We start from the raw sequence: 8,225 nt of genomic DNA, 5'->3' as shown, positions 1-8,225 counted from the left end.
AAGGCCCGAAGGTCCCCTGCTTTGCTCTTGCGAGGTTATGCGGTATTAGCCATCGTTTCCAATGGTTATCCCCCTCTACCGGGCAATTTCCCAGGCATTACTCACCCGTCCGCCGCTCGCCACCCAAGGAACAAGTTCCTCTGTGCTGCCGCTCGACTTGCATGTGTTAGGCCTGCCGCCAGCGTTCAATCTGAGCCATGATCAAACTCTTCAATTAAAAGTTTTATGAAGCTTTCGCTTCGGCTCAATGAATACTGATACTATCTTTCGATAGTGAATTGACTGTGCTGAATGATTGCTCATTCAAATGGTCACTCAGTTCATTGATAATTCTTTTTTGATTATCATCAACGAGTGCCCACACAGATTGATTGGTTTATATTGTTAAAGAGCGCTCTTCTTGGCGGTCTGCTTCAGAAGAGGCGGCCATTTTAGCGAGAATCGATTTCGTGTCAAACACTTTTTTCAACTTTCTTCATCGAAGCGTTTTAGCCTTACTGACTAGCCTTGAGACCTTATGGCGTCTGCCGTGTCAGTGAGGGCGGATTATAGGGAGGTTTTGCGTTCTGGCAAGCAATAAAATGCTTTTTCTATGCTTTATTAGCTCAAGAGAACAAATTAACAGCAAAACCACTAAAAAACGCACTTCATCGTTCAATTAACAAGCAAAAGAGCCACTCAAAGTGGCTCTTTTACTTATGATAGATAAGGTATCTGCTACTGGCTTGCGAAAATATTCCCGTCTTTTACCGATAGTAAAATAGGTGAACCAGGCAGGAACTTACCAGCCAGAATAGATTTGGCCAGTGGGTTTTCCACATTTTGCTGAATCGCGCGTTTCAGTGGACGAGCACCGTAAACCGGATCGAAGCCGACATGAGCAATCAGATCCAGCGCCTCATCATCAACCTCTAGTTGGTAATCTCGCTCTGCCAAACGTTGACGTAGGCGGGCCAACTGAATAGAGGCGATAGACTTAATATGCTCTTGTCCTAATGGATGGAATACCACACTTTCATCCACTCGGTTCAAGAACTCAGGGCGGAAGTGTTTGCTGACTACGTCCATCACTTGTTCTTTGATACCTTGATAATCCAACCTTGCAAAATTTTCTTGGATACGGCTTGAACCCAAGTTGGAGGTCATGATCACCACGGTATTTCGAAAATCAACCGTGCGCCCTTGCCCGTCCGTCAAGCGGCCATCATCCAAGACTTGCAGCAGAATATTGAAGACATCTGGGTGCGCCTTTTCCACTTCATCGAGCAAAATCACCGAGTAAGGTTTACGGCGCACCGCTTCCGTTAAGTAGCCACCTTCTTCATAGCCGACATAACCTGGAGGCGCACCGACTAAACGAGCAACCGAGTGTTTCTCCATAAATTCCGACATATCCACACGTACCATGGCATCTTCACTGTCAAACAGGAAGTTAGCCAAGGTTTTACACAGCTCGGTTTTACCGACCCCTGTTGGCCCCAAGAATAAGAAGGAGCCAATCGGACGATTTGGATCAGAAAGGCCTGCGCGACTGCGGCGAATCGCATTCGCGACCACTTCCACCGCTTCTTTTTGACCAATCACGCGTTTATGCAGCACTTCTTCCATGCGAAGCAACTTTTCTTTCTCGGCTTCGAGCATTTTTGATACTGGAATGCCAGTCTGTTTTGAAAGCACTTCGGCAATTTCTGCATCCGTCACTTTATTACGTAGCAGAGTCATTTCCTGCATTTCGGCTTGCGCAGCCAGATCAAGCTGCTTTTCTAGCTCTGGAATGCGACCATATTGCAGCTCTGACATGCGGTTCAAATCCCCCGCACGGCGAGCGACTTCCAGATCCATCCGCGCTTGTTCAAGTGCCGCTTTAATATGTTGCGTGCCGGAGAGTGCCGCCTTTTCAGCTTTCCACACTTCTTCCAACTCCGCGTAATCACGCTCTTTCTCTTGCAGCTCTTCATTTAAGATCGCCAAGCGTTTTTCACTGGCTTCATCGTGCTCATTAGAGAGCGCTTGCTGCTCGATTTTCAGTTGGATGATTTTGCGCTCAAGCTTATCCAGAGCTTCTGGTTTGGAGTCAATCTGCATCCGGATGCTTGAAGCCGCTTCATCGATCAAATCGATCGCTTTATCAGGCAACTGGCGATCGGAAATATAGCGATGCGATAGGCTCGCTGCCGCCACAATCGCTGGATCTGTGATTTCGACATGGTGATGCAGTTCGTAACGCTCTTTCAATCCACGCAAGATGGCGATGGTATCTTCCACCGTGGGCTCATCCACCAACACTTTTTGGAAGCGGCGCTCTAACGCTGGATCTTTTTCGATGTATTGGCGGTACTCATCTAAAGTGGTTGCGCCGACACAGTGCAATTCTCCACGCGCCAAAGCGGGTTTGAGCATGTTGCCAGCATCCATCGAGCCTTCGCCTTTCCCCGCACCAACCATGGTGTGCAGCTCATCAATGAAGAGGATGATATTGCCTTCTTCTTTCGCTAGCTCATTGAGTACTGATTTCAAGCGCTCTTCAAATTCGCCGCGGTATTTCGCCCCAGCCACCAGCGCGCCCATATCTAAAGACAATACGCGGCGTCCACGCAGGCCTTCTGGTACTTCATTATTAATGATGCGCTGCGCCAAGCCTTCCACAATCGCAGTTTTACCCACACCGGGTTCACCGATGATCACTGGGTTGTTTTTGGTACGACGCTGCAGCACTTGAATGGTGCGGCGAATTTCATCATCACGACCGATCACAGGATCGAGTTTGCCCTGCTCAGCGCGTTCAGTGAGATCGATGGTGAATTTTTCCAACGCTTGACGCAGCTCTTCCGCATTCGGGTCATAGACCTTCTGGCCTCCACGAATTTTTTCAATTGCATCAGAGACTTTTTTCTCGGTCAGCCCGAACTCTTTGAGCAAGGTTCCAAGTGGACCTTTATCTTCCAAAGCGGCGAGGAGATAAATTTCAGAGGAGATGTAGGCATCTTGACGCTTTTGCGCAACCTTATCACACAGATTAAACAGCGAGCCAAGCGCCGAAGAGAGCTGTACATCACCACCAATACCACTGACTTTGGGTAAACGATCGAGCATTTCGCCAAGTTTGGAGCGCAGTTGCATCACATCCACATTAAGCATGGTGAGTAATGGGCGGATCGGGCTGCCGTTTTGATCCAGCAGAGCCACCATCAGGTGCACAGGTTCGATATATTGATGATCACGGCCGAGCGCTAATGACTGGGCATCGGAAATCGCGATCTGAAATTTGCTCGTAAATCTGTCAAGACGCATACCAACCTTCCTAACCTCATCTGAGATAAATTGAATACGTTAGGAAAGATGGTTATCACGAACCAGATTTTCAAGGGAAGTTGAGGAAACTTTCTTGTTGTTTGATATGGGTATGGATGAAGGCTTACTCTTCAAGCCAAATAAAAGCGGCTTGGCGTCCTGTTACTCCATCGCGGCGGTAGGAATAAAAACGCTCAGCATCCTGATAAGTGCACAAGCCACTATCAAAGACTTGTTCAATCCCAAGTTCTTGCAAACGCAGTTTGACTAATTGGCTCATATCCGCCAGCCATTTCCCTTGTTGTGCACGAGGAGTGAAAGCGTATTCGGCTTGAGGATGGTGAGCAACAAAAGCGGCGAAAACATCTTCCCCCACTTCAAACGCCTGCGCGCCAATTGCAGGGCCAAGCCACACCATGACATCGCCAGACATTCTTGCCGCTGTGTGTTCAACAATACCATTGACCAAACCACGCCAACCGGCATGTACAGCCGCGACTTGGGTACCAGTACGATTGGTCATTAATACTGGCAGGCAATCGGCCGTCATCGCTGAGCACACCACATTCGGCGTTGAAGTGATGAGGCCATCGGCATCCAACACTTGTTCAGTCGGAGCATCAACATCGAGTACCACTGTGGAATGGGTCTGGTTTAGCCAAATGGGTGAGCTTGGCATCGCGGATATTTCCACCAACGATTGCCGATTACGCAGTACAAGTACAGGATCGTCCCCAACATGCATACCAAGGTTTAACCCTTGATAAGCGCCTTGCGAAAAACCACCTTGGCGAGTCGAACTAAACGCTTTGACTTGTTTGGGTGCATTCCAGTTGGGGAGAATCATGATTAATACTCTTCAGTGCGGTTTAGCTTCGCATCTTCACGCAGTGCAAGCGTCATCTCAACCATATCATCAGGCACTGGTGCATGGAATTCGAGCTCTTCCCCCGTAACCGGATGCTCAAATTTCAACATCACCGCGTGCAGTGCTTGGCGATCGAAGTCACGAATCATTTCCGTCAGCTCTTCCGTCGCACCTTTCGGAATGCGTGCACGACCACCATAAGCCGTATCACCCAAGAGTGGGTGTTGCAGATAAGCCATGTGCACACGAATTTGGTGGGTACGACCCGTTTCCAAACGTAGACGCAAACGCGTATGTTCACGGAAATGCTCTGCCACACGGTAATGGGTCACGGCATGTTTGCCCATCGGAGAGACCGACATTAAAGTACGTTTGGTCGAGTGACGGCCAATCGGCTTATCAATCATGCCACCCGCGGTCATTGTGCCAATCACAATCGCTTCGTACTCACGAGTCACGTCGCGCTTTTGTAGTGCACGTACCAAGCGTGTTTGCGCGGGAACCGTTTTCGCGACCACCATCAAACCCGTTGTATCTTTATCGAGACGATGGACGATGCCTGCACGTGGCACTTCAGCAATCGGCGGATAATGGAACAGCAATGCGTTAAGCACGGTTTTATCCGCCTGACCAGCACCGGGGTGAACCACAAAGTCACGCGGTTTGTTAATAACGATAATGTCGTCATCTTCATACACAATGTTCAGTGGCAAATCCTGCGCTTCCCAGCGCTGTTCGTCTTCCAGTTCTGCCTGAACGGTAATCACCTCGCCACCCATCACTTTGGTACGCGGTTTGGTGATGACATCACCATTCACGGCAATCTTGCCTTCCAACAACCACTCTTTTAAACGTGAGCGGGAAAAGTCGGTAAATAATTCAGCCACAGCTTGATCAAGACGTTGACCAAGCTGGCTATCTTTTACTGTTTGAGTTAATTCAATCTGATGAGCCATATCGAACTTTTTAAAAAACCGTGAGACTAATAGTCACTAGTATGGAAAAATACGCCGACATTGTATCTGTTACTGCCAAGAAAGTAACGAAACGATTTGCGCGCGGTTTACGCACCTATTGAAAAGCAAGATTTGCAAGGAACTCCACCCTGACATGAAATACCAGACTTTATCAGGCCTACTCGCGTTATCCCTGTTATTTGGTTGCTCTAGCAGCCCAGATGTGGTGCCAGATGTACCGCCATCACAGCTGTACTCTGAAGCGCAAACCGCTCTACAAAGCGGAACGTGGTTAACCGCTATCGAAAAACTAGAGGCGCTCGATTCACGCTATCCATTTGGTGCTTATTCAGAGCAAGTACAGCTCGATCTGATTTATGCCTACTACAAAAATGATGATTTGGCCCTTGGCCTCGCGACCATCGAACGTTTTACACGCCTTAATCCAACCCATGAAAAAATGGATTGGGTACTCTACATGCGCGGTTTGACGCACATGGCGCAAGATCGCAACTTCATGCATGACTTGTTTAATATCGATCGCCGTGACCGCGATCCTGAACCCGTGAAAGCAGCCTTTGCGGATTTTAAGAAGCTGCTCCAGCGTTACCCAAACAGCCCATACGCAGAAGATGCGCAGCGTCGAATGTTTGCGCTCAAGAACCGTTTAGCGGAATACGATTTAGCGACCGCAGATTTCTACCTGCGCCGTGAAGCATGGATTGCGGCGATTAATCGCACTCAAGAGTTACAAAAAACCTATCCAGATACCGAAGCGGCACGTCAATCCTTAGAAATCCAACTCGAGGCTTATCAGCAGCTTGGTTTAACCGACGCGGTAGAGCGAACTAAGCAGTTAATGCAGCTTAACCCTTTATAAGGCGCTAAAACTCACCAACAAAAAGAGCCACAGCAATTGTGGCTCTTTTTGTTTTGATTTTTATTGATTTGGCGTAGCGATGTTTCTCTTACACGCCCCATCACCAAAGTGACTTTCATCACAAAAGCAATATGGTGACTTTTTATCCATTAAGCTTTTTTAGGTCGAAACAAAGCGCTAAAAAATCGGAAATTTTTAGTCTCTACTTACCTGAATCTAGCGGTTTTATAAGAGATAACAAGCTTTTTCTTTACCTCTTCAGCACAAGCTTTGCGATAGATCACGTTTATTTCACATCAAGAAAAACCCTCAATACAAAGTGATACAGATCACATTATTTCCGCAATAGCACGCTAATCTGAACTCAACCCATAAGGGATGACACAGAGGAAAAAGCATTATGAAAATCAACATCACTGGTAAAAACATCGAAGTCACCTCTGCAATCCGCAATCATATCGAGGGTAAACTCAAAAAATTAGAAAAATGGCAAGTTGACATTATTGGCTGCCAAGCCAGCTTCAGCGAAGAGCCCAACAAACAGAAAAAATTTGAAGCAGTCGTTAGCATTCCACGCGGTCAGTTAGTCGCTTCTGCGATTCACGAAGATTTGTATGCCGCCATTAATGAGGTAGAGCAAAAACTCGAACGACAATTGAATAAACTACGCCACAAACCAGAAGCTCGCCGAGCGGATAAAACGGAACTGAGCGAAGAAGTGGAATAAATAGAATGATGGGAGATAGCGCCTTAGGGCGCTATTTTTTTGCTTGACGCTCTCTAGGGGCTTGCTTATTGTGTGGTGACTTACTTGGATAAATATGCATTGATGACACCTCATTTCCTGTACTTTTTTGACTTCTTTTTTCTCCAATAATGTTTGGAGGCTCGCTCGTTGTTCAAAGACAAGTCAAAAACGAACAGAAAGCCTCCTCTTAAGGGGGCTTTTTTTATAAGGATAACTTTATGACAGACAAACAATACTCACTCGACGATATTCGCTTACGGCTAAACGAACTCGACGATCAACTGCTAAACCTGCTGTCAGAACGACGCAAAATGAGTATTGAGGTCGCCAAAAGCAAAGTCGAAACCGCGAAACCTGTACGTGATCCGGCTCGTGAACAGCAGCTACTGGTAAAACTCATCAATGCTGGCAAAGAGAAATATCAGCTCGATCCTCAATACATCACCAAAATTTTCCACACCATCATTGAAGATTCGGTTTTGCTTCAGCAATCCTATCTGCAAAACCTTGCGAATCCACAAAGTCGTAAACCATTGGCTAGAGTCGCCTTTTTAGGCGCTAAAGGCTCTTATTCACATCTGGCGACTCGCGAGTATTTCAGCCGCAAAAATACAGAGCTGATTGAGCTCAACTGCGACCATTTTAAAGAGGTGGCAAGAACCGTGGAATCCGGCCATGCGGATTATGGTGTGCTACCGATTGAAAACACCAGCTCAGGCTCCATCAACGAAGTTTACGATTTGCTGCAGCACACCACACTGTACATAGTGGGTGAGTTAACGCAGCCAATAGAGCATTGCCTGGTGGCCACGCAAGAGATTCGTTTGGAGGATCTGAAAGTCCTCTATTCCCATCCACAACCTCACCAGCAGTGCAGCGAATTTCTTAGCCGCTTAAAAGGGGTCAAGTTAGAAAGTTGCGCCAGTACTGCAGATGCCATGAAAAAAGTGCAAGAGCTCAATCGTGCGGATGTAGCAGCGATTGGCAACTCAGCCAGCGGAAAACTGTACGGACTGCAACCGATTCAAGGTAATATTGCCAACCAAACCGAAAATCACACTCGCTTTATCGTGGTAGCTCGTAAACCCGTCGAAGTTTCACCACAAATTCCAGCCAAAACCACCTTGATTATGTCAACTTCACAAGAGGCGGGCTCGCTGGTTTCAACCTTACTCGTGCTGCAACGTTACGGCATTAATATGACTAAGCTGGAATCGCGTCCGATTATGGGTAATCCGTGGGAAGAAATGTTCTACGTAGATTTAGAAGCGCACATTGACTCCGATGAGATGCAGCAAGCGTTGGCAGAACTCACTCAACTGACTCGACACCTCAAAGTGCTCGGCTGCTACCCTAGTGAAAACGTCAAACCCACTCAGGTGAAATTCATTTAGCGTCAATAAATTGAACCTTTTAAGCTGACAGCTTCACCCGCTCTGATTATAATGCGACCAAATTATACATAGAGTTAGGTGATCCAGG

The 8,225-nt window shown here is 47.2% G+C and carries 6 protein-coding genes, 1 rRNA gene and 1 other annotated feature; of the genes, 3 read left to right on the top strand and 4 right to left on the bottom strand.

The features are described from left to right. From T411_RS0116715 to rluD, 4 genes are all read right to left on the bottom strand, one after another. Positions 1 to 217: ribosomal RNA gene (locus T411_RS0116715) — 16S ribosomal RNA — on the bottom strand; the annotation flags it as partial. 500 nt (positions 218 to 717) lie between these two features. Beyond that, on the bottom strand, positions 718 to 3,291 hold the full coding sequence (clpB, locus tag T411_RS0116710) for an ATP-dependent chaperone ClpB (RefSeq protein ID WP_001235061.1): 2,574 nt from the start codon (positions 3,289 to 3,291) through the stop codon (positions 718 to 720). Between the two features lie 124 nt (positions 3,292 to 3,415). Next, on the bottom strand, positions 3,416 to 4,138 hold the full coding sequence (gene pgeF, locus T411_RS0116705; RefSeq protein ID WP_000602850.1) for a peptidoglycan editing factor PgeF: 723 nt from the start codon (positions 4,136 to 4,138) through the stop codon (positions 3,416 to 3,418). A gap of 2 nt (positions 4,139 to 4,140) precedes the next feature. Beyond that, entirely contained in the window at positions 4,141 to 5,115 is a 975-nt protein-coding gene (gene rluD / locus T411_RS0116700) for a 23S rRNA pseudouridine(1911/1915/1917) synthase RluD (RefSeq protein ID WP_000941106.1), read from the bottom strand. A gap of 154 nt (positions 5,116 to 5,269) precedes the next feature. Here rluD and T411_RS0116695 point away from each other — a divergent pair, with 154 nt between their 5' ends. From T411_RS0116695 to pheA, 3 genes are all read left to right on the top strand, one after another. Then, entirely contained in the window at positions 5,270 to 5,995 is a 726-nt protein-coding gene (locus T411_RS0116695) for an outer membrane protein assembly factor BamD (RefSeq protein ID WP_000877199.1), read from the top strand. 400 nt (positions 5,996 to 6,395) lie between these two features. Then, complete coding sequence (hpf, locus tag T411_RS0116690; RefSeq protein ID WP_000700176.1) at positions 6,396 to 6,722, top strand: ribosome hibernation-promoting factor, HPF/YfiA family; 327 nt, start codon at positions 6,396 to 6,398, stop codon at positions 6,720 to 6,722. A 104-nt stretch (positions 6,723 to 6,826) separates the two neighbouring features. After that, positions 6,827 to 6,949, top strand: a sequence feature (Phe leader region). A gap of 12 nt (positions 6,950 to 6,961) precedes the next feature. Continuing rightward, a complete protein-coding gene (gene pheA / locus T411_RS0116685) occupies positions 6,962 to 8,137 on the top strand; it encodes a prephenate dehydratase (RefSeq protein WP_000130284.1) in 1,176 nt (391 codons plus the stop codon). Positions 8,138 to 8,225: the final 88 nt, after the last annotated feature.

Origin of the sequence: Vibrio cholerae ATCC 14035 (assembly GCF_000621645.1) — a bacterium.
Classification (GTDB): domain Bacteria; phylum Pseudomonadota; class Gammaproteobacteria; order Enterobacterales; family Vibrionaceae; genus Vibrio; species Vibrio cholerae.
Note: the sequence above shows the minus strand (reverse complement) of the source record. Positions and strands in the feature narration are given on the sequence as shown.

Coding starts and splice junctions, on each gene's coding strand:
- pgeF (WP_000602850.1), bottom strand. CDS start 4,138: ATGATTCTCCCCAACTGGAATGCACCCAAACAAGTCAAAGCGTTTAGT.
- clpB (WP_001235061.1), bottom strand. CDS start 3,291: ATGCGTCTTGACAGATTTACGAGCAAATTTCAGATCGCGATTTCCGAT.
- pheA (WP_000130284.1), top strand. CDS start 6,962: ATGACAGACAAACAATACTCACTCGACGATATTCGCTTACGGCTAAAC.
- rluD (WP_000941106.1), bottom strand. CDS start 5,115: ATGGCTCATCAGATTGAATTAACTCAAACAGTAAAAGATAGCCAGCTT.
- T411_RS0116695 (WP_000877199.1), top strand. CDS start 5,270: ATGAAATACCAGACTTTATCAGGCCTACTCGCGTTATCCCTGTTATTT.
- hpf (WP_000700176.1), top strand. CDS start 6,396: ATGAAAATCAACATCACTGGTAAAAACATCGAAGTCACCTCTGCAATC.